At 34.8% G+C, this 26,551-nt stretch carries 26 protein-coding genes and 2 pseudogenes; 14 read left to right on the forward strand and 14 right to left on the reverse strand.

What is annotated here, in order from left to right; translation table 11 throughout:
* The first annotated feature begins 40 nt into the window (after positions 1-40).
* Positions 41-1,816 (forward strand): hypothetical protein, encoded by a 1,776-nt coding sequence (locus tag NOX90_RS06340; RefSeq protein ID WP_375603951.1) that lies wholly within the window; start codon positions 41-43, stop codon positions 1,814-1,816.
* Positions 1,817-1,906: 90 nt separating this feature from the next.
* A complete protein-coding gene (locus NOX90_RS06345; RefSeq protein ID WP_375604626.1) occupies positions 1,907-2,761 on the forward strand; it encodes an RluA family pseudouridine synthase in 855 nt (284 codons plus the stop codon).
* 11 nt (positions 2,762-2,772) lie between these two features.
* On the opposite strand, the gene NOX90_RS06350 is transcribed toward NOX90_RS06345, so the two are convergent.
* The 3 genes from NOX90_RS06350 to NOX90_RS06360 all read right to left on the reverse strand — a co-directional run bounded on the left by NOX90_RS06350 (position 2,773) and on the right by NOX90_RS06360 (position 5,284).
* Positions 2,773-3,123: a diacylglycerol kinase gene (locus NOX90_RS06350; protein WP_375603952.1), complete on the reverse strand. Its 351-nt coding sequence runs from the start codon at positions 3,121-3,123 to the stop codon at positions 2,773-2,775.
* Between the two features lie 97 nt (positions 3,124-3,220).
* A complete protein-coding gene (locus NOX90_RS06355) occupies positions 3,221-3,856 on the reverse strand; it encodes an EndoU domain-containing protein (protein WP_375603953.1) in 636 nt (211 codons plus the stop codon).
* 240 nt (positions 3,857-4,096) lie between these two features.
* Positions 4,097-5,284: a phosphoglycerate kinase gene (locus NOX90_RS06360; RefSeq protein ID WP_375603954.1), complete on the reverse strand. Its 1,188-nt coding sequence runs from the start codon at positions 5,282-5,284 to the stop codon at positions 4,097-4,099.
* A 293-nt stretch (positions 5,285-5,577) separates the two neighbouring features.
* On the opposite strand from NOX90_RS06360, the gene NOX90_RS06365 reads away from it, so the two are divergent.
* Genes NOX90_RS06365 through NOX90_RS06375 form a run of 3 tightly spaced genes read left to right on the forward strand, consistent with a single transcriptional unit; the run spans position 5,578 to position 8,492 of the window.
* A complete protein-coding gene (locus NOX90_RS06365) occupies positions 5,578-5,862 on the forward strand; it encodes a BolA family protein (RefSeq protein WP_375603955.1) in 285 nt (94 codons plus the stop codon).
* Between the two features lie 7 nt (positions 5,863-5,869).
* A complete protein-coding gene (gene metC, locus NOX90_RS06370; RefSeq protein ID WP_375603956.1) occupies positions 5,870-7,102 on the forward strand; it encodes a cystathionine beta-lyase in 1,233 nt (410 codons plus the stop codon).
* Positions 7,071-8,492, forward strand: a complete 1,422-nt coding sequence (locus tag NOX90_RS06375; protein ID WP_375603957.1) for a UDP-N-acetylmuramoyl-L-alanyl-D-glutamate--2,6-diaminopimelate ligase — start codon at positions 7,071-7,073, stop codon at positions 8,490-8,492. Before metC ends, NOX90_RS06375 begins: the two co-directional genes overlap by 32 nt.
* Here the strand turns inward: NOX90_RS06375 and NOX90_RS06380 are convergent.
* The 5 genes from NOX90_RS06380 to NOX90_RS06400 all read right to left on the reverse strand — a co-directional run bounded on the left by NOX90_RS06380 (position 8,474) and on the right by NOX90_RS06400 (position 13,793).
* Positions 8,474-9,208 (reverse strand): ComF family protein, encoded by a 735-nt coding sequence (locus tag NOX90_RS06380; protein WP_375603958.1) that lies wholly within the window; start codon positions 9,206-9,208, stop codon positions 8,474-8,476. The genes NOX90_RS06375 and NOX90_RS06380 overlap by 19 nt on opposite strands.
* Before the next feature lie 98 nt (positions 9,209-9,306).
* On the reverse strand, positions 9,307-9,954 hold the full coding sequence (locus NOX90_RS06385) for a hypothetical protein (protein ID WP_375603959.1): 648 nt from the start codon (positions 9,952-9,954) through the stop codon (positions 9,307-9,309).
* Between the two features lie 54 nt (positions 9,955-10,008).
* The gene (uvrA, locus tag NOX90_RS06390; protein WP_375603960.1) at positions 10,009-12,813 is read right to left on the reverse strand and encodes an excinuclease ABC subunit UvrA; all 2,805 of its coding nucleotides are present in this window, start codon (positions 12,811-12,813) and stop codon (positions 10,009-10,011) included.
* A 212-nt stretch (positions 12,814-13,025) separates the two neighbouring features.
* On the reverse strand, positions 13,026-13,577 hold the full coding sequence (locus NOX90_RS06395) for an IS5 family transposase (protein ID WP_375604627.1): 552 nt from the start codon (positions 13,575-13,577) through the stop codon (positions 13,026-13,028).
* Positions 13,578-13,598: 21 nt separating this feature from the next.
* Complete coding sequence (locus tag NOX90_RS06400; protein WP_375603961.1) at positions 13,599-13,793, reverse strand: transposase; 195 nt, start codon at positions 13,791-13,793, stop codon at positions 13,599-13,601.
* 237 nt (positions 13,794-14,030) lie between these two features.
* On the opposite strand from NOX90_RS06400, the gene NOX90_RS06405 reads away from it, so the two are divergent.
* From NOX90_RS06405 to NOX90_RS06425, 5 genes are all read left to right on the forward strand, one after another.
* Positions 14,031-14,396, forward strand: a complete 366-nt coding sequence (locus tag NOX90_RS06405) for a hypothetical protein (protein WP_375603962.1) — start codon at positions 14,031-14,033, stop codon at positions 14,394-14,396.
* 199 nt (positions 14,397-14,595) lie between these two features.
* Complete coding sequence (locus tag NOX90_RS06410) at positions 14,596-15,765, forward strand: IS4 family transposase (RefSeq protein ID WP_253303197.1); 1,170 nt, start codon at positions 14,596-14,598, stop codon at positions 15,763-15,765.
* Positions 15,766-16,083: 318 nt separating this feature from the next.
* The gene (locus NOX90_RS06415) at positions 16,084-16,728 is read left to right on the forward strand and encodes an alpha/beta hydrolase (protein WP_375604628.1); all 645 of its coding nucleotides are present in this window, start codon (positions 16,084-16,086) and stop codon (positions 16,726-16,728) included.
* 5 nt (positions 16,729-16,733) lie between these two features.
* Positions 16,734-17,540 (forward strand): SDR family oxidoreductase, encoded by an 807-nt coding sequence (locus NOX90_RS06420; RefSeq protein WP_375603963.1) that lies wholly within the window; start codon positions 16,734-16,736, stop codon positions 17,538-17,540.
* A 129-nt stretch (positions 17,541-17,669) separates the two neighbouring features.
* The gene (locus tag NOX90_RS06425; protein WP_375603964.1) at positions 17,670-17,798 is read left to right on the forward strand and encodes a hypothetical protein; all 129 of its coding nucleotides are present in this window, start codon (positions 17,670-17,672) and stop codon (positions 17,796-17,798) included.
* A 118-nt stretch (positions 17,799-17,916) separates the two neighbouring features.
* On the opposite strand, the gene NOX90_RS06430 is transcribed toward NOX90_RS06425, so the two are convergent.
* The gene (locus NOX90_RS06430) at positions 17,917-18,291 is read right to left on the reverse strand and encodes a TrbC/VirB2 family protein (protein ID WP_375603965.1); all 375 of its coding nucleotides are present in this window, start codon (positions 18,289-18,291) and stop codon (positions 17,917-17,919) included.
* Between the two features lie 136 nt (positions 18,292-18,427).
* Here NOX90_RS06430 and NOX90_RS06435 point away from each other — a divergent pair.
* Both NOX90_RS06435 and NOX90_RS06440 read left to right on the forward strand, forming a co-directional pair.
* A pseudogene (locus NOX90_RS06435) lies at positions 18,428-19,231 on the forward strand (YihY/virulence factor BrkB family protein); the annotation flags it as partial.
* A gap of 24 nt (positions 19,232-19,255) precedes the next feature.
* Complete coding sequence (locus NOX90_RS06440) at positions 19,256-19,987, forward strand: SDR family oxidoreductase (protein ID WP_375604629.1); 732 nt, start codon at positions 19,256-19,258, stop codon at positions 19,985-19,987.
* A gap of 744 nt (positions 19,988-20,731) precedes the next feature.
* On the opposite strand, the gene lgt is transcribed toward NOX90_RS06440, so the two are convergent.
* The gene (lgt, locus tag NOX90_RS06445; protein WP_375603966.1) at positions 20,732-21,505 is read right to left on the reverse strand and encodes a prolipoprotein diacylglyceryl transferase; all 774 of its coding nucleotides are present in this window, start codon (positions 21,503-21,505) and stop codon (positions 20,732-20,734) included.
* A gap of 6 nt (positions 21,506-21,511) precedes the next feature.
* A complete protein-coding gene (gene smpB / locus NOX90_RS06450) occupies positions 21,512-21,961 on the reverse strand; it encodes an SsrA-binding protein SmpB (protein WP_250296338.1) in 450 nt (149 codons plus the stop codon).
* A 98-nt stretch (positions 21,962-22,059) separates the two neighbouring features.
* Between smpB and NOX90_RS06455 the strand changes: the two genes are divergently transcribed.
* Positions 22,060-22,590 (forward strand): Na+/H+ antiporter subunit E, encoded by a 531-nt coding sequence (locus NOX90_RS06455; RefSeq protein ID WP_375603967.1) that lies wholly within the window; start codon positions 22,060-22,062, stop codon positions 22,588-22,590.
* On the opposite strand, the gene NOX90_RS06460 is transcribed toward NOX90_RS06455, so the two are convergent.
* Complete coding sequence (locus tag NOX90_RS06460) at positions 22,583-22,999, reverse strand: hypothetical protein (protein ID WP_375603968.1); 417 nt, start codon at positions 22,997-22,999, stop codon at positions 22,583-22,585. The two genes, NOX90_RS06455 and NOX90_RS06460, sit on opposite strands and share 8 nt — an antisense overlap.
* A gap of 302 nt (positions 23,000-23,301) precedes the next feature.
* Here NOX90_RS06460 and purN point away from each other — a divergent pair, with 302 nt between their 5' ends.
* Complete coding sequence (gene purN, locus NOX90_RS06465) at positions 23,302-23,868, forward strand: phosphoribosylglycinamide formyltransferase (RefSeq protein ID WP_375603969.1); 567 nt, start codon at positions 23,302-23,304, stop codon at positions 23,866-23,868.
* Between the two features lie 2 nt (positions 23,869-23,870).
* On the opposite strand, the pseudogene NOX90_RS06470 reads toward purN, so the two are convergent.
* Positions 23,871-25,182 (reverse strand): annotated as a pseudogene (locus NOX90_RS06470) (M16 family metallopeptidase).
* A complete protein-coding gene (locus NOX90_RS06475) occupies positions 25,169-26,509 on the reverse strand; it encodes a M16 family metallopeptidase (RefSeq protein ID WP_375603970.1) in 1,341 nt (446 codons plus the stop codon). The pseudogene NOX90_RS06470 and the gene NOX90_RS06475 overlap by 14 nt, the downstream one beginning before the upstream one ends.
* Positions 26,510-26,551: the final 42 nt, after the last annotated feature.

A 26,551-nucleotide genomic window follows, 5' to 3' on the forward strand; every position in this document is an offset into this window, starting at 1 on the left:
GTTAATGTATACCTAAATAAATTAAAACTAGAAAAATGTTATGGTTACAGACACTAAAGATCCTTTCAAAGACTATTTTGATTTTTTAGGAGTTAGAAAACTTTCTGACCAGCCCAGTAGAATTTTGAGCTCTATAAGAAAGTATTCTGGTACTATATCAATAGCAAGTACCATTGCTACTCTTATAGCAGTTACTGCCTTTTCTATTCAGCCTGTTACACTAAGTATTGCTGGGTTTACGTTCACGCCAGCACCTCTTGCCTTTATTCCTCTTGCAGTTCTCTTATTTACTGTTGTTATAAACTTTATAAATACACAAAAAATAAAAGAGAATGAGATAGATAAAAAAGTAGGAAACTATCAAGTTGATGAACAGTACAGCCAGATTGTTCAAGAAGCCGAAAAAATTGAAATTGTAACAAATTTAGATCGTAAGAGGAAAAAGCTTTCAATAGTTTTACCAATTTCTAAGACGCAGAGAGAAATACTAGAAGATATAAAAGCAGAAAATAGAAATAGGATTTTCTTGTTTACTGGATCATATGTATTTGGTGCTATTATAGTAGTTTCAGCAATATCACAATCCATTAATGTTTCAATAACATTAATATCTTTATTAGTCGTTATTCTTGTATGCATCATATCAACACTTAGCAATCTAATAAGTAATAGCGTAGATCATGAAAATCATACTATTAGAAACCACAGTACTTTAGGTCTTCTACTTCCATACTGGTCTGGAAAGGGCATGGTTGTATCAGTAATAGAAAATAAGCTTGGTAAAAAGGAAAATGAACTAATATCTCTAATGAAAGAACTGCTTAGTCCATTTTGCGACTCATTTGGCAGTAACCTTAAAAAAGCTTGCGATTTACTTGATAATAGTCTTTTAAAGCCTGCAAATATTAACATTAAAGAAATGCTTGGCAGTATAGGGAAGAATCTCAAAGCTTTACTTGATAAATTAGAAAAAGATATAAAGAAAAATGTGGATGAGGTGAAAACAACTGCTAGTAAAGAAATAACTGACTGCCTGAAAGATATTAGTAAAAGTGTGGATGTTCTGTGTAAAGAAGTTAGCGTAGACGTAAAAGGTAAACTGAGTGAAGTGGATGTAAAGAAGGTAATGGACACAATAAATGCTATTAAGAATGCAGTAGAGACTATTGATGATAGAGTAGCTAGGTTAAAGCCAGGACAATATACGGGACTAGCGGGAGCTACTTTCCACAATGAAAGACTGCCTAATGCACATAATAACCCAGACCCTCAACAAAATGGGCAAGGAAGCAGTAGTCAATCTAATACTGATCGATCTGCAAATAAAGATATGCAAACTAGTACTAATGAATCTGCAGATAAAGAGATACAAGCACAGTTATTAGAAGAACACAACCAACCAAATGATCCTGATAATGAAGATAATACTGATCAATTAGTAGATGAAGAGAAGGAGCTACAAGAACTGGCAGTCTTAGAAAAACAAGACAGAATAAGGCAGCAGAAAAAAGATTTATTTGAACGAAAAAGAACAGACGAATGGAAAGAAAAAATCAATGGCAAGCCAAGTGAATTTTTATATTATTTATTAGAATCTATTAAGCTAGAAGCAAAAGGTGATNNAAAGGAGAAAAAGATTGGTGAAGCAACATTACGGAATTTTGATAACAAGATAATAATCCACTGGAAAGATGGCTCTAAGACAACTTGCCACATTGAAAAACAAGACGGCCTTCAAATTCAACCTCCTAGTACAAAAGTTGATTTTGTAGACAAAAACATTCACGCAGCATTTGCAGTAGCTTGCGCGGGGTAGTTGTTATAGACCACTTAGAAGTAACCTTAAACATTAATAGTGATGAGAAANAAATTAAGGTTAGACACCTATATAGCTGAAAAATGCAACATGTCACGCAGTAAAGCTCAAAAACTAATACAGAATGAGCAGGTGAAATTACTTGGCACACCGATAATTAATAATGACCACATAGTAAAACCAGATGAAGAGTATGTGGTGCATCTCGTTCAACCTGACATATCCACATCAATTGAGCCTAATTATGACATAAAACTTAATATCGTCTATGAAGATGAAGACATTATAGTTCTGAGTAAACAAAGTGGATTAACGGTACATCCAGGTGCTGGGACAAACAATGATACGCTTTTGAACGCAGTTATCGCTCACCTTGATGTAAGACCAGGAATTGTTCATAGACTCGATAAAGATACCAGTGGGCTAATGGTAATTGCAAAAAATGAGGAAGCCCATGGTTTTTTGTCTGAATTGTTATCAAATCGTAAAATAAAGCGAGAATATTTAGCAGTAGTTTGGGGAGCATTATCTTCCCAGCAGGGAACTATAGAAACTAAAATTGCTCCCAAACGCGGTAATAAAGAAATGATGTGTGTAACAAAAACAACGGGCAAATTAGCAATCACTCATTACTCAGTAGAGAAAGTTATAGGACAAGCAAGCCTCGTTAAATGCACTTTAGAAACAGGTAGAACGCACCAAATTCGAGTCCACATGAGCCACATAGGACATTCTATAGTTGGTGATCAAGTTTATGGGAAAAATAGTAGTAAAAGCACAAAATATGCTAAAAACTCTAGTTTTATTCGTAATTTCAATAGACAAGCACTACATGCTTATACACTGGGCTTATATCACCCCAAAAGTAAGGGATACATGGAATTTGTCTCTGATTTACCGCAAGATATAAAAACTTTAATTGGTGAGTTTGACAACATATCTTAATAACATTCGTATTAACCTGTCAATATTATCATCCATGTTATCAGGAAGTTAATTAATGAAAGAAAAACTGCTGCACTACCTAGATCTTTCACCTTTTTTGAAAGTATGTGTTGTTCACTGGAAATACGCTCAATTGTCGTTTCAAAAGCAGTGTTAACAATTTCCACAATTAACACCAGGAATAGGCTGCTTATCATTACTGCACGTTCTAGATTACTTACATCCAAAACAAACAAAACTGAGACACATACTATAAAAAGCAGTAACTCCTGTCTGAACGCAATTTCTGATATAAAAGCTGATTTTATTCCTTCACAAGAGTATTGAATTGCTTTTATTAGACGAATAATGCCCTTCTTCATTATTATTCACAAAACCCTTTAATCAAAATTTTAACTCATTTGGATTTGCTACACCCTATAGCATTTTTATCATTTGTTCACCCTATTGGTTTTGAAATTAAGATTTACTGCAACTACAATAAGTACTCTTATCATCACATTTTGGTGTTAAGTCGGGATAGAACGTGAGTATAGCATCATTCTTTCTTACAAACACTGATTGATAATTGTCATCTTCCATTTTATACAGGCACATTCCATCCTTTCCTAATTCCTTAAACGCCTTAGTTGCAGAAATTAAAATATCATCAGCATGAAGGTTATATGCGTATCCATTTGGGCATTTAACTTTCACTTCTCCATCCTTACCTAAATATTTCATTCCAAATGTATAAACCGGTGGCTTAATATCTGATTTATTGCATAGAGACTTATCATTCCAAATTGCACCTGCCCATTTATCTTCTTGAGCTTCAACATATCTACCTATAAAATGCATACCACCTAATTTATCGTTTGGCTCACCACAAAAAATATGTCCAAACCCTATAGTTTCTTTTTCACTTCCACTATTTGTAAACCAAATGTTAGCCAGTTCATCTTTAAATAGCTCCAAATTCGCATCTGGCGTAATCACTTGATGATCAAGCTCATCATATATTCCTTTCACTACTTCTTGATGTTGCGGACAACTAAGTAAAATTTTGAAATCTTCTTTATCTGGATGTGCTCCCCAATCTCCACAAACTTTCAACACTCCTCTATCAAAGTCAGTTAATTCTGAAACGGTGGTATATAACCTGGTTGTGAACTGAAAAATGGTTCAAAATTATTTTCTTCTACATAGCCAGTGTGAAAATAATGATCCTTAATATAAAAAATAAACCCTATTATTGGTATTATTGAACACAAAATTAGTTTAACTGTCTTCGACATAATCACGTTCACAAAAAAGCTAGCTTACAAGAAACAATTTAAAAAAGTTTTAATCTAATCATTTTTGCAGAGCAGCAACTCCCGGCATTTCGTCACCACCCAGCCAACTTAAAAACGCTCCTCCACCAGTGGAAACATATGTAAAATCCTTATCAGTAAGGCCTGCAGCGATTATTGCAGATAGACTATCACCTCCCCCTATTATGCTGGTTAACTTTCCTTTGTGCGTTAAGTCACTTACGACTTTCATTACCCCAATTGTACCACTTGCAAAAGCTGAATGTTCAAAAACACCAATAGGTCCATTCCACAGCAGAGTCTTACTGCTTGCTATTATACTGCTTATTGTACTCAAAGTTTGTGGTCCGATATCCAAAATTATATCACCGTCCAAAATGGACTCAGTTCCTCTTGAAATACTAGTGCTGTAATCAGAGTTTACTGCAACCAGAACGTCTTCTGGCACAACTATTTTACAATTGTTTTTATTTGCTGTTTCAACAATATTATGTAGAAGGTCGTCGATACCATTTTGAAAGAAAGATTTTCCTATATTTACTTTGCTAAATGACAAAAAATTATTGGCTATTGCACCACCAAGAGCTAGGTAATCAACCTTTTCTGTTAGCTTCATAAGCACTTTTATTTTAGTTGATATTTTAGCTCCCCCAACTATCGCAGTAATAGGTTTAGCTTTAAACGATACAGCTTTTTCAAGGTACTTTAGCTCATTTTGTAAGCAAAATCCCGCGTAGGAAGGTAAAAACTCTGTAATGCGTGAAATAGAAGCGTGAGCTCTGTGAGAGCAAGAAAATGCATCATTTACATATATATCCGCCAGAGATGCTAATTGTCTGGCAAAGTTTGCATCATTCTCCTTTTCCCCTTCATAAAATCTTAGATTCTCCAGTAATATTATATCTCCTGCATCCATAGCACTCACTGCTTTTTGCACTTTTTCACCAACGCAATCATCAATGAATTTCACTTTTTTATTTAGTAACTGTGATAAAGTGTCAATTATATTTTTTAGCGACAGATTATCGTCTCTAGCCTTTGGGCGTCCGAAATGCGATATAATAATAATCTTTGTACTCGCATCCACTAAATACTGAATAGTAGACAATGCTCTCAAAATACGAGTGACGTCACGAACTTCTCCATCTTTTATAGGAACATTGAAGTCAACTCTGAGTAAGACGGCTTTACCGTGAAGATCACAATTTTCTATACTAGGTATACTCATTGTAAAACTAAAGCTATAAAGTCACTATACAGCAGTTTGATCTAAAGTAAAGTTTTAAGTTTACAAACGTTTAATTTGAAGGAAATTTGCATACTGAATGGTGTCATCATATACAAAATGATATTATATCAGGATGAGTAGTATTCAAACAAGAGTATTTTATATCATATCCGGCAACCTACTTGAATTTTTTTTCATGCTTGCTATATTCACCAACTTATTAAAACTTCTGGATTCCAGTGTCACGCGCTGGGATGACAAGAGGAGCGTATTGTTGCTTAAAGGAGCCNATTATGGATATTATTAAAACGATAGAAGAAAAAATACACGATTCGATAGATGTAATTAATATCAACGTTATCGATGAATCAGCAAAGCATGCAGATCATTATTTTGCTTCTTCTTCGACACTACCTTCACATATTAAATTAATATTAATATCTAACGACTTTTCTGGAATGAGCTCTTTAAAGAGGCATAAATTGATCTATGAATTATTAAAGAGTGAAATAGAGCGAGTACATGCGATTTCTCTTAACTTATATACGCAAAGTGAATATAATTTAAAAAATAAATAGTAGAAACGTGAGAGAAGAGTCTTTATTAGTTAAAGCAGGAAGAAAATTTAATGATTATAAAGGGTCGATGAACCCGCCAGTTTATCATTCCTCTACCATATTATTTCCTACTTATAAGGACTACTTAAGTGCAGCAAATGGAGAAAGCATATACGATGTAATCAATGATGGTGTTGCAAGGGATTACAGTTACAGTAATGTTGGTACGCCTACTGTTCATTATCTTTCAAATGCACTGGCTGAAATTGAGGGTAGGGGACAAGCACTCATCTATCCTTCTGGATTATTTGCACTTACTTTTGCTCTTTTGACTTTCACTAAAGCAGGTTCGCATGTCTTGATACAAGATAATAGTTATTATAGGCTAAAGAGATTTGCCGAAAATGAGCTACCAAAAAGAGGAATAGAGGTAACTTTTTATGATCCAACACAGGATATAATTAGTTTAATTCAGAATAACACTTCGTTGATAATGATCGAGATTCCTGGTTCTGTAACGTTTGAGATTTCAAATATAGAGCATATAGTAAAAATTGCTAAAGAACGTGCAATCGTAACCATTTGTGACAATTCATGGGCCACTCCTTTGTTATTTAAGCCACTTGATTATGGAATTGATGTTGCACTATACGCGGTGACAAAGTATCTAGCCGGTCACTCAGACTTATTGATGGGGGCTATTATTGCTGAAGGTGAAATTTTTAAATTGCTTTATGAGAGCTATAAAAATTATGGAGTAACCATTCAATCGCACGACTGCTATCTTGCACATAGGGGACTAAGAACACTGCACACACGTATGAAAAGGTACCAAAATACAGCAATGGAAGTGGCAAAGTGGCTAGAAAAACATTCAAAAATCAAAAAAGTTTTGTATCCAGCACTTCCCTCCCATCCTCAACACGAATTATGGAAAAGTTATTTCAAAGGAGCAAGTAGCGTATTTAGTATAGTACTCGATAGAGAATATTCATGTGAAGAACTAGGCTGCATGGTTGATCACATGAAAGTTTTCGGCATCGGTGCTTCTTGGGGGGGATGTGACAGTTTGATATTACCAATAGATCGTAGATCTATGTCAAGATCTGTAATGGATTCGGATTATGGTGGAAGTTTTGTTCGAATATTTTGCGGACTAGAAGATACTGAAGATTTGATCTTTGATCTGGATGCTGCATTGATAAGACTGCCATGTTCAATCGTTAAAAATGATTGTGAGACTGAAAGAGCTACTGCATAACATTGTAAATGTTGATTTTGATATTGAAATCAAAGGCGTCACGTGTAACCCTAAGAGAGTTAAAGAAGGTTATCTTTTTGTTTGTGTGTCAGAAAGGGATAGGATTTACATAGATCAGATATTATCTTGTGGAGCTAAAGCGATAATTGCAAGTGATTGCATAACAAATGGTATCATTCCAGCGCGTGATGCTGGAATCTGTATCTTCCACCCAAACCCTCAAGAAATATACAGTGAAATAGTCAGCAGATTTTATCAATTCAAACAGCCAAAATATGTTGCTGCTGTAACTGGCACGAATGGTAAAACTTCAGTGGTGGAATTTTGTCGCCAGATCTGGCAAAATGCAGGTTATAATGCAGCATCTATTGGAACACTTGGAACATGCATCAATAATGACAGAAAAATTAATAGCAATAGTCTTACCACTCCAGGTGCAGATGACCTTTATGCAACATTGCGTGGTATAAATGTAGAGCACTTAGCATTAGAGGCTTCAAGCCATGGAATTGACCAATATAGAATCCATGGACTCAATTTCACTGCTGCAGCTTTTACTAATTTCTCTCAAGATCATTTGGACTATCACAAAAGTATCGATGAGTATTTTGAGGCTAAGAAAAGGTTGTTTTACGAGGTATTGCCAAAAGAAAAAACAGCGATTTTAAATGCGGATATAGATGAATACTGTGCATTGCTTAAAATAGCTGAAAAACGTGGCAATAAAGTTATAACCTATGGAAAAACAGGTTCTGATATTACTTTATTAGAGCAAACACCAACCCCTAATGGTCAACATCTTACAGTAAAAATTGACAGCCAAATTTACAATACATTTTTTCCAGTTTTAGGAAAATTTCAAGCATATAATCTGCTGTGTGCAATTGGTATATCTGGACTGAATTACAGAGAAATATGCGTAGAAAAACTCGTTTCTCCACCAGGAAGAATGGAAAAAGTGAAACCTTTTGCATTCGTGGATTACGCACACACTCCAAGTGCACTTAAACAAGCCCTGTTGTCTTTAAAATGGCACTTTAATAAAAAAATAGTCCTGATTTTTGGTTGTGGTGGAAATCGTGATCAGACGAAACGTTCAGAAATGGGCAAAATAGCACAAATGTATGCAGATAAAGTAATAATTACAGATGATAATCCGCGTGATGAAGATCCGGCAAAAATTCGTCATGATATTTTACTAAATTGTCCTGATGCGCTGGAGATAGAAGATAGAAGAGAAGCTATAGAGAAAGGCGTAGATATTGCCTATAACGAGGGTATGATTCTGCTAGTTGCAGGAAAGGGAAATGAGAAATTTCAAATTATAGGGAATCAAACCTTTGAGTTTAGTGATGTTGAGGTCATTAAAAATCACGTTTTAACATGCTGATTTTCACAATCATTCACCGTTCTCGCAAGTGAAAGCACTCTCACTTCTCTTGCACCGGAGTTTAAAATTTCTTGAGAGCAAGATCTTACAGTTGCTCCGGTTGTTACCACATCATCAACTAATATCACGATTTTATTTTCGATATTTTTTTTGTTGCTTATACTAAAAGCCTTTTTTAGATTTTTTTCACGCTGTTTAAGTGAAAGACCAGCTTGAGGCGCAGTATGGCGAAGGCGTTTTATTGCAAATGGCGTATAGGATAAATTGGACAACTTACTCAATTCTTTTGCAAGCAGTGCTGCTTGATTATATTTACGTTTAAACAAGCGCATTTTATGTAACGGTATAGGAATTATGATCTCTGCGTTCTGAAATGTATCCTGATTAGCTTGGTGTATCCACTTTGCATAGATTTTTACGTAATTCAAATTATCAAAAAATTTGAAATTTATAATCATGTTTTTACTATGTTGATCATAAGCAAAAACTGATCTTAATACTTTAAACGGTGGAGGATTGATGATGCACTTACCACACGTATAAATATTGTCTAAGATTACTACGCCACAAACATTGCAGTAATGCTTAGTTAGAAAATTGATTTTTTTGTTACATTCACTACACAGATTAAGATTTTCATCAATGATACATTCGCAACTTACGCATACGTTTGGAAATATGAGATTTGTAGCTTTGTTTAGTAAGAGAAGGTTCACAATTCATAAAATATATTATAAAATTTATATAGTATAGCTAAAGTAACTTGTGCTTTCACTTTTTATTTCATCTCAATATAATTCAAACTGCTGAAAACTTATAACTCAGTTTGTGGTATACCATTGACTAAAGTAGTTTCCGAATCACTCCAATGAGATAAACGATGATATTTTTCTGGCTCCTGTATTTCACTTAACTTACTTTGCACTTTATCACAAGCCCACACAAGTGGCGTTATGATTGACGCGGCAGCCCAAATGATAGCAGCGCAAGCATAACTTACAATCTTGTTAAATACTTCAGCTATTCCACTAGCACACTCCTGTCCCATTCCTAAAAACATGTTTGAATAATCAACGAATGATTTTGTATCCGTTTTAAAACAATAGTCCCCTGTTATTTTTGACAATAACTTAACTGGAAGGTATGACAAATATGCCACCATCAAAAATAAAGGTTGCAATATTATGTTGGCTGCTAAAATAGCACCCAGTGTACACAATGAATACACTCTCTCTGCTCTGTGGCCGACGTATTCACATTTATCATTGTTTTTATAATACTTGTTATAATCGTCTTTACTCTCAACTCCACAAATTACATCTTTCACAGGTCCTAATATATTATCAACATAATGTACAGACTTATAGAAACTATTTTCTGGAACTAGTGTGCAATCTTCTGCTCTCTTAGCAGGTACAACTCCATATTCAACGTACCTTCTAAAGTATCGATATACTGACATTACCCTCTCCAAATCATAAATATGCAACCTAGCCTAATATAATTAAGAAATAGTTTATGTTCTATGTGATAAATATGTTTTAAGATACCTGCCTGTAACACTCTCTGGAATTTTTACCACTTCTTCTGGAGTTCCTGTAGCAATTACTTCTCCGCCTTTTATTCCGCCCTCTGGTCCGATGTCTATTATATAATCTGCAGTTTTTATAACGTGCAAATTGTGCTCGATAACTATAACAGTGTTTCCCAGATCGACTAATCTATGGAGTATTTTTAGTAAGTTATTTATATCTTCAAAGTGTAATCCAGTTGTTGGTTCATCAAGAATATACAATGTTCTTCCGGTAAATCGTTTTGATAGTTCTTTGGACAGCTTTATTCGTTGTGCTTCACCCCCAGACAACGTTGTTGACGACTGTCCGAGTTTTATATAGCCAAGTCCCACTTCCTGCAAAGAAATCAACTTTTCTTTTACCATTGGAAGGTTTTCAAAAAAATCACAAGCTTGATCTATCGTCATATCAAGCACATCAGAGATTGATTTTCCTTTATAAGTAACTTCCAATGTTTCCCGATTATATCTTCGCCCTTTACACTGCTCACACTTCACATAAACGTCCGGTAGAAAATGCATCTCTATCTTTAAGTGCCCATCACCTTTGCAAGCCTCACACCTTCCTCCTCTGGTATTAAATGAAAACCGGCCTATATTATATCCCCTTGCTTTTGACTCTGGAAGACCTGCAAACCAATTTCTTATATGAGTGAACATACCAACATATGTTGCTGGATTTGACGCAGGAGTTCTACCAATTGGCGACTGATCAACTTCTATAACTTTATCTATATATTCAAGGCCTTCTATTCTATCACACCGACCATACCGTGCAGACGAATGATATATCTTATGTGCTGAATATTTATATAACGTTTCTATGACTAAACTTGATTTTCCCCCTCCTGATATTCCAGTAACGCAAATAAGATTCCCTATAGGAAATTTAACGTTTATATTTTTTAAGTTATTTTCACATGCATTTATTACTTTTATGAACTGAGTTGCTTTCTTTCTTCTCCTTGGAATTAAAATTTTTTTCTCTCCACTCAAATATTGCCCTGTTATGCTCTCCGAATTTCTTTGCACCTGGTCTGGTGTTCCTTCTGCAACAACTTTTCCACCATTTACGCCAGCTCCAGGACCAATATCAATCGCATAATCAGCAGCCATTATTGTATCTTCATCATGCTCAACAACGATTACAGTGTTACCCATGTCTCTTAAGTTTTTTAGTGTGGCAATTAACCGATCATTATCACATTGATGAAGGCCAATTGAGGGTTCATCAAGAACATATAAAACCCCCGTTAATCCTGAGCCAATTTGCGAAGCAAGTCTGATCCTCTGACTCTCGCCGCCAGAGAGAGTGCTAGATTCTCGATCAAGCGTTAGGTAATTCAACCCTACATTCTTCAAAAATGTTAGCCTCTTGATTATTTCACTTAGTATTTTATTTGAGATTTGCTTCTGTTGTTCTGTGAGCTTGTCTGACAAATTTTCAAACCACTTAAGGGATTCATCGATACTAAGCCCTGATATTTCACCTATATGTTTGCTATCAATTTTTACTGTAAGCGCTTCTTTTCTCAATCTATAGCCAGTGCATTCTCTGCAGTGAGTAACAGAGCAATATCGCTCAACAAGCGTTTCATCATAATCCATCTGGTTCTCCAAGATACTGATCAAACCTTGAAATTTATTAGAGCCAAAGAGTATCATATCTTTTACTTCTTGACCTATGTTCTTCCACGGAATATCAAGGCTAAATTTGTAATTTTCAGCCAGTGATAGAATTGCATTTTTTAGAAATCCATAACTTGTGTGCATTTGGCGTGCTGTCTGCCCTACTGGCTTTAAAGCGCCTTCAGATATTGAAAGAGTTTCATCTGGCACTATCAGCTTTACATCAATAGCCAGCTTTTTACCAAGCCCATTACACGAACCACATGCACCGTAAGGGCTGTTAAAAGAAAATAATCTTGGTTCTATTTCCTCAAGAGTGAAACCAGACTCGGGGCATGCAAAATTCTCTGAAAAAGTCAGAATTTGACCATTTTTATACTCAGAATTATGATTGTCAGGTAGGTTTACTACTTCTACATACATTAGACCATTACCAAGTTTTAGTGCGGATTCTATACTACTTGGCAGTCGATTTCCTATATCGTCCAATATTGATATTCTATCTGCAACCACAAAAACGTCGTGTTTCTTGTTCTTATCGAGTTTAGGCAAGTCATCTACATTGTATACTTCACCATCTATTTTGAACCTTACGTAACCTTGTCTTTTAATTTCCAATATCTCTTTGAGATGTTCTCCCTTTCTACCACGCACAACAGGGGCAAGTATATATATTTTAGTTTCTAAAGGTAACGCAATTATAATATCTACAATTTGAGATACAGCTTGTTTTGTTATTGGTAATTGAGTTGCGGGTGAATAAGGAACTCCTATTCGTGCATACACTAAGCGCAAGTAATCGTAAATTTCGGTAACAGTTCCAACGGTTGACCTTGGATTTTTTGAGATAGATTTTTGGTTGATAGATATTGCAGGAGAAAGGCCTGTAATCGACTCAACATCTGGTTTATCCTGAATGTTGAGAAATTGACGTGCGTAAGCTGATAGGCTTTCGACGTACCGGCGTTGGCCTTCCGCATAAATTGTATCAAAAGCAAGGCTAGACTTGCCAGAACCACTAAGCCCAGTTATAACAACCAGCTTATTTTTCGGTATATTGACGTCTACACCTTGCAGATTATGTTCTCTTGCGCCCTTAACTCTGATAAAATCGTCCATACGTCACATATTTTTAACCATTATAGCCTCAAAATACATGAACTTACAGTAACTTTCCACTGATTTTTTAACTACTACGGAAAACTATGTGAACATTATGATTTAGGTCTACAAGAAAAGAATTTTTTTTGTTCTAACGAAAAAAATTACTTCCGCATACTCAAAATCATTATTATGCTGATGGTAGAGATACTTAGAGCATATCTTCAAACTCAAGAATGAGCTAATTTGTGAAGCATAATAGTGATCATATTAAAAAAGATGTTATTTTTTGAAGTGAGAGGAGAATGCTCATAATCCTTACTCATACGTCTAAAATTGGAGAGCCAAGCAAAGGTTCTCTCAACAATCCAACGTTTAGGAATAACCTGAAATCCTGTATCAACTACTTTCTTGGTAATCGTCAACAAACATCCAGTTTCCAATAAACAGCGGTTTTGCAATTTACCTGTATATCCTTGATCAGCAAAAAACTTACGTAATGTTGGAGCTTTGCATTTGGCTTGAACAAAAAGATTTAGTGCACCATCACGATCTTGAATGCTTGCACTGTGTACTTCAGCAGCAATTACAAGACCTAGAGTATCTACAACGATGTGGCGTTTTCTACCCTTTACTTTCTTGCCAGCATCATATCCTCNTGGATCCCCTTTTTGAGTGGTTTTTACTGATTGACTGTCAATTATTCCTACTGATGGAGTTTCATTCTTACCAATTATCTTTCTTAGTTTTTTAACTAGAAAATCATGAATTTCTTGCCATATTCCACTTTTTTTAAACGCGAATTACANACTATACACGGTTTTCCATGGTGGAAAATTCTTAGGTAGTTGTCTCCATTGACAGCCTGTTCTCATCACATACCTTATTGCATCGATAATCGTTCTGATACTGTGTTTTCTTGGTCTGCCGGTCTTTTTAGGTTCAAAATATTGCTCTATCATCTTCCATTCTTTGTCACTTATATCGCTTGGGTACATTTAAAATATATCTTATAACACACTTCTTAACTCCTTTCTACTTAGTTTGAAGACATGCTCTTAGAAAATAGCGTCAAAGATAAGGAGTGGTTAAAGAAAGTATGTAACCCTTTATAAGCAAAGGAGCATTTTTTGTTGTTTAAAGAGTATTAATGCAATTGTGATGAGTATTTTGTATTGTTTTTAATTTAAAAACAATATATAATAGAAAATCGATATTTTCAAGTAGGTGTAATTATGACAGGTAAAGTGCAAGAAGATGAATTTATGAAGCAGTATATGGATACTTGCAAAGAGCAAATAGAAAAATTAGCCAAGGATCCCGAATTGCTTAATCAGACTTTAAAACCATTTATGCAAATGTCTCAGCAGCTTATGGCTGGCGGTATGTTAGAAGGCACTATGCCTAACATGATACCTGATTTGGGCAGCATGGATGCTAACAAGATGATTGCTCAGATGAAGGAAATGATTGACTACATAAAAGGTAACTATAAGGAACTGATGAAAGAGCGCAGCTCGCAAATTCAAGAGCTTGATGAATCCAGTAAGAGGCTAAGAGGTTTAGTTAAAAAATTGATAGAAAAGATCGAAAGTAAATAAATAATATCTAACGCGAGTCTCTTCTGTCATTCTATGTACAACTTTCTAGTTGGACGGTAAGTTGAGATCAATTATTGATGTCATGCAAGTAGCTGACACTGGTTCCTTTATGACGGCAGTGCCCAGAGGTGTCATCCCAGCACCCCATAAGTGTTGAAAGTAACACAAAAAAGACATAAAGAACTATTATTGCAAGAAAATGGAGGCAATAATGGATCAAATAGAAAGAGTACTAAATTTAATAAAAGATGAGGATTTAGAAAGGCTAGGAAAATTAAGTGAAGTAGATAAATGTAATACTAAATTGTTGGGCAAGATTATATTTAAAGGTCTAATGAAGTTAATATTAATGGGGCAAAAAACAAGCCTAAGAGCGCTAGAAATGGTAATAAACAGGTGTATAATGGATAAGAATAGCGATAAAAGTACAGTAACATACAGTGGTTTGTCAAAAAGGTTAAAAGTTATAAATCCAGAATATTTTAAGGGAGTATATATTGATTTGATGAGCAAGATTAAAAAGCTATTACCCCAAAAAACATCAAATAACTTACATAAGTTTGATTCGACGATCATAAATTTATCGGGATATCTCATAAAAGATGGGCTAAAAATAGGCGGTAAAAGTAACGACAGTCAAGTTAAAGTGAGTGTAGGATTAAAGGATCAATTGCCGACAAGTATAAGATTTTGTAAAGGACAAGAAGAAAGTAGTGAAGATATAGCATTAGTGAGAGCAATTAATGAAGCTAAAGTTGAAAAAGAGGATATTTTATTATTTGATAGAGGAATCAGAAAAGTTGGAACTTTTGCCGAATTTGATGAAAAGGAGTACAAATTTATCACAAGAGTTAAAGTGGGAAGAAAACATGATGTTATAAGCAGGAACAAAGTTATAAGAGAACAAAAATCGGATGGATCAGAGATTTTAGAAGATATAATAGTTAATCTTTATCGTGCACGAGGTAAAGTGGCAGAAAAGCATGATCTACGGCTAATAAAAATCAGAAATAAAATTGGAGATGAAATATGGTTTTTGACAAACTTGTTTGAAATGCCAGCTTATGAAGTAACAGAGCTATATAGGCGCAGATGGGATATAGAAGTGTTCTTTAAATTTATAAAGCAAAATCTTGGATATAAGCACTTTTTAAGCCATACTATGAATGGCATGAAGGTGTATATTTACATGATTATTATTACGGCTTTGTTATTTCTTGTTTATAAAATCAAAAATAATCTACATGGGTTCAAAATAGCATTACTGCAATTCACATTGGATCTAAATGACTCTTTTATACGTTCGATTGTTTTACTGTCGGGAGGTAATTTACATGCCGTTGATCATCTCATATCACGTTATTTTTGATACTTTCAACACTTATGCCCAGCACCCCCATGATGTCATCCCAGTGCCCAGACACTGGGATCTAGAAAGATTGATTGTGCACTATGCAACATTTTCGATCAAAAGCTGGATCCCAGACTGGAATGACATTGTTTAATGTGCCATATTGAAATGTTCGTACAGTTGTGCGCGGTATCTCAGCCGCTAACACGTAGCGGGATGACGGTTGTCGGTGAACCTAAGTCACTTTATCTATATTATCGGGAACGTAATTGCGCATTGATTTTACAAATTTGAAAATTAGTGTTAAATAAAGATATAAATGCAAAAAGAAAAGAGATGATTGAACTTAAAGGTCCAGAAATTTGTGCAGGCGGAAATAAGAAAAATTTGATTATTTTTTTACATGGTTGGGGCTCAAGTGGTGATAATTTTGTTCACCTTGCTAAAGTTATGAGCAAGTTTTTACTGGGTTCATGTTTTGTAGCACCCAATGCTCCGTTTAAGAGAGAAATAGGTGACGGTTATCAGTGGTTCAGCTTGGAAGATCGTAGTGAGGAAGCGCTATATAATGGAGTAAAAAATGCTACATTAATTGTAAATCATTTTATTGATACAAAATTAAAGGAGCTTAATTTAAAAGATACGCAACTTTCTTTAGTTGGATTTTCTCAAGGAGCAATGCTTGCAATACATACAGCTCTCACCCGCTCTCAATCCTGTGCATCAGTTGTTGCATACTCTGGTAGGTTTCTTTCACCTTCAAAAACTGCACCAGAGATCAAGTCAAAACCTAACATATGTGTTATCCATGGTGATGCTGACGATGTGGTACCTTTTTCGTCTCTCGACTTAGCGGTTAAAGCTCTGAAAGAAAATGGAGTAAATGTTGAAGGGCACCCAATTCATGGATTAGGGCATATTATCAATGAAGAGGGAATAAAATTAGGAGTAGAATTTATCAAGAAAAATTTCAGCAACTAACTTCTATGCACTTGTTTTGCTTTGGTTATGGATATGTAGCTAAATTTTTATCGGGAAAATTACTGAACTTAGGTTGGAAAGTTAGTGGCACATCAAGAAGTAAAAATATACAAAATGTAATCCTCTTTAATTATAAGAAAGTTAGCCAAGATCTGCTTAAAAGCGCAACGCACGTTTTAATTTCTATTCCTCCAGATGGCGATGATGTTGTGGAGAGATACGGTGATTGCCTGCAAAATGTCAAATGGCTTGGTTATTTGTCTGCAACTAGTGTTTATGGTGATCACTCAGGTAATTGGGTGGATGAGGAATCTGAAACAAAACCTATAGAAATCAGAGGAGAAAAGCGCCTTAAATCTGAAAGGAAGTGGCTAAATAGCAGATTGCCTGTACATATTTTTCGTTTAGCTGGAATATACGGTCCTGGTAGGAATGTGTTAATTGACTTGCAGCTTGGCAAAGCAAGAAATGTGAAAAAGGAAGGGCATTTTTTTTCTCGTATTCACGTTGAAGATATATCGAATATTTTATTTTCTTCCATGCAAAACATAAAACCTGGTGAAATATACAATTGTGCAGACGATTTACCCGCCACGCAATCTGAAGTGGTAATGTATGCGGCCAAACTTCTCAATGTTAGCCCTCCAGAGCCAATTGAGTTACCAGATTATGCACAGAGTTTTTATTTAGGATCAAAAAAAGTAAGTAATGTTAAAATTAAAAAAGATCTTGATGTCTCTCTAATTTACCCTAACTACAAGGTGGGATTAGAGAGTTTGCACGTAAAAAAAACTGAAATCACATCAGAATGATAGATAGGCCTATTGTTTGTATCTGTACAGGGGCATTGCAAATATTGAAGCAAAAGTGGTGTCAGCTACTTGGATGACGCTTCACCCTGTCATTCCAGCGCGTGACGCTGGAATCTAGAAAAAAAGAAAATGGATCCAAGTAGTCAAGGCACTGGGATGACACCCTATGGTTATTCACTCCACCTTGTCATTCCAGCGCGTGACGCTGGAATCCAGACTTTAACTAATATGATTACAGAAAGAGAATTTATTAGGTAGTCATAGAAACTGAAAGTGGTCAGCTTGACCACTTTCAAGTGAAGATGTAACAAAAGTCTCAGCAAAGGTTTATAATGTCATATAATTATGGTGCTCCTTTCAAGGAGCACCATTTCCATTATACACAATTTCCATCTTGGTTGCGTCTTTGAGTACCAGTACATTTGGCTTGACACGTACCCGTACCCTTTACATATACATAATCTTGATTAGTACCACAGGTTTTACACGTTTCTTTCCCTGTCATTGCTGTTACAATTTTAGGTGCACCAAAAAATACAGCGGTAAACATACCTAATGCAAATAAAGCAGGCCAAGGCATTCTGCCAAATATTGAAAGCAAAGCTGCACCAATTATCACTATCGTGATCATCGGCCCACCTATACTATTAGCATAGTTCACTATGTTACATATTGTACTTACTGTTTCATCAGCATTTGCATCAAACGCAAAGGAGAGAATTAAAGCTACAAGTAGAAGAAATTTTTTCATTACGCCTCCGATAATTTCTATTTAACGCTGGATTATCCTTCACTTTGATTAAATTTAAGTAAACGGTGAGGATTTTTTTGCTTAAAAGTATCCTTTATTTCATTTAGAATACTTTTCTTGGTTCGTTTATATTACAGTGCTACAGAAATTTTACAGCATCGTTTATTGTCTTTATCGTGCTTTGATTGACACAATTTACAATGATGGAGTGGAGCATGCAGGGTATTTGTCATTTTTAATCCTGTTATCAATATTTCCTTTTCTCATCGTTTTAATGGCTGTGGCGTCAACATTCGCAAATTTTTTAGACCAGTATAACATTGGCTGGGTATTTATCATTGATAACATGCCACAGGATATTTTATCATCTTTGATGCCACGCATTAGAGAGATAATATCAGGCCCGCCACAAAGCTTACTAACTTTAGCAATTGTAGGTGCTGTTTGGACCGCTTCATCGACAATTGAAGGGCTTAGAACAATACTCAATAAGGCCTATAAAGTTCCGATTTCGCCGCCTTATGTATTGAGAAGAGTGCTCAGTATATTACAATTTTTAGTGATCACGCTTATTATAACTCTAACTATAGTGTTTTCTACATTAGTACCAATGCTAATTGATTTTTCCTATCAGGGGCTAAGTTATACTAGGTATTTACTTATTGAACTTGTACTTTTCACAGTAGTCTCTTGGCTATATTTTATGTTGCCAAACATAAAACAAAACTTATCAGACGTATTTCCTGGATCTTGTGTAGCTGTTATTCTTTGGACAATTTCCGCTTCAGCTTTCAAGCAATACTTAAAAGCTTCCTTTGACCAACTGGATTTGATATATGGAAGTTTAGGTGGTGTGGTAGTGTCATTACTATTTTTTTATATGCTAAGTTTGATTTTTATATATGGAGCAAAATTTAATTTTCAGCTAAAATATTTCAATNNGAATCTCGCTAAGGAAAAAGAAATGGGTAAATTAGAAGGTAAAGTAGCTTTAATTACCGGGGCTTCAGGTGGAGTAGGCTCTGCTGTTGCAAAAAGGTTTGTAAGAGAAGGTGCATATGTGATTCTGATTTCAAGGTCTATTGATAATCTCAAGCCACTATATAATGAAATTGAAGGGCTTGAAGAATTTAAAGAAGGCTCTGTGAAGCTAATACAGCTTGATCTTTTAGATTTTGAGAATGTAAAGATACTGACAAACATGATAGAAAGCATGAAATTATCAGAATCTGGAGCACTTGATATATTAGTTGCATGTGCTGGAATTTTAGGCAAACTGAACCCCATTCACGACTGTGAGGTTGAAGAGCTACAGAACGTAATGAATACAAATTTTACTGCCAGTTGGTGCTTACTAAAAAACTTAGATCCAATGCTAAAAAAGTCTAATGCTGGAAGAGCGATATTCATGACCTCAGAGGTGACACTTTCTCCTTCCTCTTATCCATATTGGATGCCGTATGCTGCAAGTAAAGCTGCACTGGAAATAATGGTGAAAATATATGCATCTGAAACAAAACATACAAAATTATGTGCAAATGCTGTATATCCGGAAGGACCTGTGGGTAGTGAGCAGGCGTTTCCTGGATCTGAATTGGTGTCACTTGATAAACTAACAGATAAATTTGTGGAATTAGCTTCTGAAGACTGCAGCATATCAGGAAAAATCTTACCGCTCAGCAAATCTTCCGAATAAGTTACACTAGGAAGGGTGTCATGCAAGTAGCCTCCTTCTCCTGTCATCCGAGTAGCTGACACTGGGATCTAGCAAGCTTTGCTTGCAAATAAGTCTAATACGCGTCGCGTTTTATGCCAAAACACAATTGGAGTTACATGTAAAATAGATCCCAGTGTCAAGCACTGGGATGACGGTTGTCGTTTAGTTATAAATATTAAAAAATTTACCAAATGAAAAAAAAGGCAAAAGAAGCCCCGTGGTTGGCTAATTACTTACATTATACTTTCAAGTATGGCGTTTTTTTATTCTAAACGCTTAATAACCGCGATTTAGCTGCTTTTTAATGCAACTAACCTTTAGTCATAAATGTTTAAGAAATTTACTAAACAGAAAAAAAGGCAAAAGAAACCCTAGGGTAGCTAGTTATTCACTATCCATTTTTTAAGTTGGCGTTTTTTTATGTTTTAAATGCTTTATAAGCGCGTTTCAGCTTATATAGCTAGAATATTGTGAAGACATAAGGTGCACATAGTGCAAAAAATTAAAAATAAGACGCCAGATAATAGCTTCAGTTTCATGATAAGGGCGCTGGCGGAAGTTGTCAAGGAATTTTTTATGGCTTAGCGTCACGCGCTACCGGCGGTTGACATCTTACATTCATTCTACTACAACGCAGAAAATTCGTACAATTGTACATGATGTGGGGTTTCTGGCTACATTTTTCTATTAAACTCACCTTTCCTCTATGTAACAGATTTCGTATTAAATTTCAAATTTAAATGCGCCTAGATATACAAGCATTCCCAGCAAAACCATAGGTATAGAAAGCAACTGCCCCATAGTTAAATCAAGCCACAGATAGCCAACTTGATAGTCTGGTTCGCGAAAAAACTCAACGAAAAAACGTACTAGTCCATACCATATAACTGCAATACCAGTTAATGCACCGTGATATAGTCTTATTCTAGTCAAAAAAAACAGTGAATTTGCAACTGCAAAAAGTAGCAGTCCTTCAAAAAATGCCTCATAAAGCTGGCTTGGATGACGCAGCAGATTATCACCGCTCTCTGGAAATACCATACCCCATGGCATAGTTGTAACTCTGCCAAACAACTCTCCGTTTATAAAATTGCCTATGCGACCTAAAAATAAACCTATGGGAACTCCGCAAGAAACTAGGTCCAGTGCATAAAATATAGGAATGTTATGTCTTCTGCAGGAGATTATTACTGCAAGCAAAACTCCTATAGCACCGCCATGAAATGACATCCCTCCTTCCCAGGTTTTCAATATCTCGATAGGGTTGCTTATATGATAAACCGGATCATATATCAATACGTAGCCAAGTCTACCTCCAAGGATAATACCTACAATAGTGGCTGTTAATAACGAATCGTAAAAATTCTTAGTAAATATTTTTTGGTCATCTAGCCTATGTAAATACCAATATGCAAACATTATACCCAAAACGTAGGCTAAGGAATACCAATATATAGAAACAGGACCGATGCTGAAAATTACTGGATTTAAAGACATATTTTGCTATAAATTATTTTTAGACAATCTACTTTTTTCACGATCCCACTCTCTCTGTTTTATGGTTGCTCTCTTATCGTAGAGTTTTTTTCCTTTTACAATGGCAATTTTAGTTTTTGCCAATCCTTTATCGTTAAAATAGACCGAAAGCGGCACAACAGTTATCCCAGCGGTTTTGATTTGACCAATCAGTTTGTTTATCTCTTTTTTATGTAAAAGTAGTTTACGTTCCCTTTTTGGTTTATGATTTTTTCGGTTTGCAGCTTTATATTCTGCAATATGCATATTGTGCAGCCATACTTCGCTATTCTTTTCGATAACGTAGGCGTCGGAAATATTTACTTTTCTTTCTCTTAGCGATTTAACTTCACTGCTTAATAAGACCATACCCGCTTCAAATTCTTCTAAGATGAAGTATTCAAATCTTGCTTTCCTATTTTCTGCAATAACTTCCATATCTAAAGATATCTTTAAGCTTCAATATATTACAGAATTTTTGACTTAATTCATAATATATCTTTCCTTAAAGAGTCATTTGAATTATATTACAGACTATGAAAAACCTCAACTTTAGGAAGGAAATCAAATTTTTTTCTCTGTCGTTTATAACTTTATTTATTCTATGGACTGTATTGTCTGGTTATTTTGAGCCGTTTTTTATTTTTTGTGGAGTGTTTTCCTCTATATTCACATTGTTTATCTTTAGACGGTTGATAAACGCTGAAAGCGCTCTGAGTCAGATTTTAAATGGTACGAGTAGACTGTCGTTTTATAAGTTAGTAAGTTATATACCGTGGTTAATGTACCAAATCATTTTATCAAGTGTTTATGTAACAAAAAAGGTGCTACAGTTCAAATCTAAGCTTGAACCGATCATTATCCTAAGAAAATGCAAAGGGCATAATGATGAAAGCATTGCATTATTTGCTAGTTCAGTTACAATCACTCCCGGAACTTTAACTATCAATGTTGAAAGCAAGCAAAAAACGTATTTGTCTACCATATGCTTGATAGATAAAAACCTTGAAAGCGGCATTTCTGAAATAGAAAACAAAATCTTAAAAATACTACGTTCAGTTAAGTAATTGCTTTAAATAAGTTAACAGCATCCTTATATTCCCTTATAAGACTTTCAAGCATTTCTTTTGGAAGGCTATTATTAACAATAGAACATAAATAATTATATAAATCTTCTAACCTTAATATGTTATTTCTCTTCTTGCTGTTAAATTTATACGGAAAAATACCTTCCATAACTTCAATAGTAGTAGCCTTGTTTAAAAATACATTTTCACTTGTCACGCTTATTCTTGCTAAAACAGTGTTAATTTCAGGTTCATCACTCGTATAAAAATCTGATAGCTGAGTTATTCTAATAACGTACAAAGTTACTATTTTTGACAAGCAATTATCAGCATATTCACAATTTTTTATTACCTCCCACTGAGTAACCTGAGATTTACCTATTTTTGCATTATTCGGTAATTTACTCATTGAACTTTCTCCATTTAATCCAGTGTAATAAATTATACTAATACTTTGTTAAATAAATAATAACGCGATTACAAAAATATATACTTATAGTGGTATATTATACAAAAATAGCACAATATCTAAGCATTAAAGCTAATCTAAGCTGGGTACATGGGGCTACGTTATTTTGTGTTGTCCAGTGAGGTCCAAAATTAGAGGTCCACTTATATAAAGAGTTTAGTCTGCCTTTTTTGCTATAAAATAAGTTTTCCTTTTGAGCTGTTTTGTTAGTATTAACTAAATCCTAAACTAACTGTGCTATAATGAAAAAGATAAAACTCGGAATACTAATTTCAGGTAGGGGATCGAATATGCAAGCCTTGATAGAAGCATGTCAAGATCAGAATTTTCCCGCAGAAGTTGCATGTGTTATCACAAATAATAGTGAAGCTACTGGTCTGAAAGCAGCAGGGCAAGCAGGAATTCCAGCGTTTATTGTTAAGGATAAACCGCTTGATGCTGATAAAATTCACAAAATACTTGTTCAACATAAGGTTGATTTAATTTGCCTTGCAGGGTTTATGAGAATTATAAAAGCTGGTTTTCTGAGTAAATGGCATAACAAGGTAATAAATATTCATCCCTCTTTACTTCCATCTTTTAAAGGCCTAAACGCTCAAGAGCAAGCTTTAAAAGCAGGTGTAAAAATTACAGGTTGTACTGTACATTATGTCACTCCTGAAGTTGATGCTGGAGCCATAATTGCTCAAGTTGCTGTGCCAGTGCTACCTAATGATGATATTCAAAGCCTCTCAGAACGCATTCTAGCTGAGGAGCATAAGTGTTATGTAGAAGCAGTAAGATCAATAGCAGAAAATATTAATTATTGACCTTAAGTGTTTCTCCCAACTTCAACAAAAAAATAAATTTTCGGGTTCCAGTAAAGAGCTTGCCAGTTCGTTTACTTTCTCTAATTTAACGTCATTAATATAGCTCACAAAATCATTTATATGGTTAATATCGCGGTTGTTTGTCTGAATATTATTTAGTTTTGCAACTATGTTGTTATTATTAAACATAGAGAAAACATAGGAATTTACCATACTAATTTTTGTATCCCGAAACAACTGCTCATCAATTCCTTCCTTTTTTATCCTGCTAAATGTATCTTTTACTGCTGATATAGCTTTGCCAGCAGTAGAACTATCAGTATTAATACTTCCAGCTATAACGTTCCCATGTTTATTGGAAATAATATTTGCATAAACACCATAAGTAATACCCAAATTTTGTCTCAATTCTTTCATTAATATTGAATTTAGCCCCATGCCGCCAAGTGCATTAATTAAGACGCTTGCGTTATAATAATTAGGATCTTCATAAGCTATACCTTTTTGAGCAAAAAATATTACACTCTGTGGTATATCCATAAAAATATTCTTACTTTCTGCAGAACCAAAATCATTTTTCACAGGTATTTTTCTAATTTTTGATCTTTTTGACGGCAATTTAGATAAATATTTATCTAATAATGTAATAATTTCTTCTTTTTTTGCACAACCAGCAACACTGATAACTATGTTATCTTTAGCAAAATTACGCTTTATGTATGTTAAAACATCATCTCTAGTAATGCTCATTACAGTGTCAAGAGTTCCATATTCACTTCTTGAGTAAGGATGTTTTTTAAACAATAACGTATTCAATTCTTTTCCAGCAACAAAAAAAAGATTTTTTTCAAGATTATTAAAATCAACTTTGGCTTCCTCGAAAACTCTATTCAACCCTTCAGGGTCAACTTTAGGACGCATTATAGCGTCGCTCAATAATGAAATACCTTCTTCAAGATTTTCTGATAAAGCACCTAATGAAACTCTAAATGCTTCTAAACCAGCAATAAAATTTAAACTAATCCCTTTATCTTCTAGCCTTTTTGCAAAATCTTTGGCATCATTTTTTCCTGCCCCTTCTTGAATTATAAGAGAAGTAAACCAGGTAAGTCCTTGTTTTTCTACATTTTCATATGCATAACCTGCATCTTTGAATGATATATTAAGTGAAATTTTTGGTAAATCGTGGTTTTCAACAAATAGAAACTTAAATCCTTTACGGGTAGTGACCTCCTCTATATTTAAGTTACCACTTGCTTGTAAATTAAAGCCTAGACAGAAAAAAAATAGAAATACAAATTTACTTATTCTCATTATCATCTCCTTTTGGTAATAAACGACCAATCAACTTATTAGCAGAAAAAATAGCACGGATTTTATTATTTACATCCTCTAGATTGACATCATTAATCTTGCTATATGAAATATCTATTTCATCAAGTGGAATGCCAAGTGCTAGGTGCGGCACATAAAACATTGCTATATGAGTTAAGTCAGATAGATTATCAAACTGTGCTACTTTGTATCTATATTTCGAGCTTTGCAACTCCTCATCCGTTATTCCTTTAGACATGAAGTTATTAATAGCATTATCTAATTCTCTTTCAACAATATCTAAATTAACGCCACTTTTTGGAATGACCTGAATATCAATGTAGCTATCACTAAAAGTTAAGCTGTCATACTCAGCAAATACAGACACCGCTACGTCTTTGTCTAGAACTAAATCTTTGTATAACTTGCTGGACTTGCCGCCACCTAAAATGTCAACCGCTAAATGAGTAGCAGAAGCTTCATTTATGTGCTCAAATAAGGGAACACGATAACGAAAATATAAAACTGGTTCTTTTACTTCAGTGCTCTCTAAAATCACTGATAAACCTGCATTATGTACTGGATCCTGATTTGGGTAATGCCTAATTATAGGCTTAGCTTTAATTTCGCCATACTTTTCTTCTGCTAATTTCACTACTTCATCAAGTTCCACATCACCCACAATCAGTAATATTGCATTGCCGGGGTGATAATAGTTATCATGAAACCTCGTTATGTCATCCTGATTGTAAGTTTTAATATCGCTCTCCCAGCCAATAACAGACCTACCATAGCCATTACGGTAAAATGCACTATCCATTTCTTCCCATAACAAGTTGTTAGGATGATTATCAAGTCTCATCTTCCTTTCTTCTAGTACAATATTTTTTTCTCTGTCTACTTTGTCTTGAGTAACATTAAAGCTGCCCATTCTGTCTGCTTCAACTTCCATTGCCAGTGGCAAATCTTTTTTGGAGACCAACTCATAATAACAGGTATATTCTTTAGTGGTGAACGCGTTAAATTGAGCCCCAATGCTACTCATAGTGGCTTCTATATCTGTGAACTTTCCTGTAGTTTCAAACATTAAATGTTCAAAGTAGTGAGCCAATCCTGCTTTGCCGATTGGATCATCCATTCCCCCAACTTTATATATGACTGCATGAAAAACAGCTGGAATCCGATGATTAGGAACAACATAGACATCTAGTCCGTTACTGAGTTTAGCATATTTTATGTCGTGCTCTATGTTTAAAGCATTCGAAGAAATTGGGTAAGTAAAAAAAAGTACAGGTAGTATAAGAAAACTAAAAAGCTTATGAAGCATTATTTCGACCTAATATAAAAACAATTATTTGATTCCTCATTT

Source organism: Wolbachia endosymbiont of Anurida maritima (genome assembly GCF_042182995.1).
Taxonomy (GTDB): Bacteria; Pseudomonadota; Alphaproteobacteria; order Rickettsiales; family Anaplasmataceae; genus Wolbachia.